The sequence below is a fragment of the Flavobacterium lacisediminis genome (genome assembly GCF_025909975.1).
GTDB classification, from domain to species: Bacteria; Bacteroidota; Bacteroidia; order Flavobacteriales; family Flavobacteriaceae; genus Flavobacterium; species Flavobacterium lacisediminis.
Genome location: NZ_JAPCIO010000026.1, coordinates 1 through 625, shown reverse-complemented (window position 1 = coordinate 625; position 625 = coordinate 1). Strand labels below are relative to the sequence as shown.

1 protein-coding gene is annotated in these 625 nt (G+C 35.5%); it reads right to left on the bottom strand.

Translation table 11 applies throughout. The features are described 5' to 3' along the window. Positions 1–110: 110 nt before the first annotated feature. Positions 111–625, bottom strand: a 515-nt coding sequence (locus tag OJ995_RS13510) for a T9SS type B sorting domain-containing protein (RefSeq protein WP_264369914.1), incomplete at its 5' end; no start/stop codon positions are given.

The following is a 625-nucleotide window of genomic DNA, read 5'->3' as shown; positions in this document are numbered from 1 at the left end:
ACTCATGTTATACATGTATTGGGTGTAGTGTGGGTCTTGCTGGGCAAAAGCAAATACACCTATAAATAAAATAACAACTTGAATAATTCTATTTTTCATCTTACTTGCTTTTAATTTTCTCTGTTTATATATACCCAACCTGTTTTAACTACTCCTGCTGGTAAAGAAACCACATAATAATAGGTTGCTGATGGTAATTCATCTCCTGAATTTGTTTTTCCTTCCCATTCATTAGTGTAGTCCGATTTGCTATAAACCTCTACTCCGTAACGATTAAATATTTGAACTTTCTTAGCATTTAATCCTGATAAATTCCAAGTATCATTCAAGCCATCATTGTTTGGTGAAACTCCTTTTGGTATAACACATGGCGATTTATCTACCGTTACAAACTCAATAGTTGTACACGAATTAACAGTAGCTCTTACTTCATAAGTTCCAGATTCTGTAATTACAATCGTTGCCGTTGTTCCTATTAAATTCGATGAACTATCATACCACTCATATGTAGCCGTACCAAAATCAACCGATGCCGTGATTTCAAAAACAGCTCCGTTACATCCAGAAACCGTTGATACAATCGGAGATGGTGGAACAGAATCAACAACCAATGGCGATGATGCTG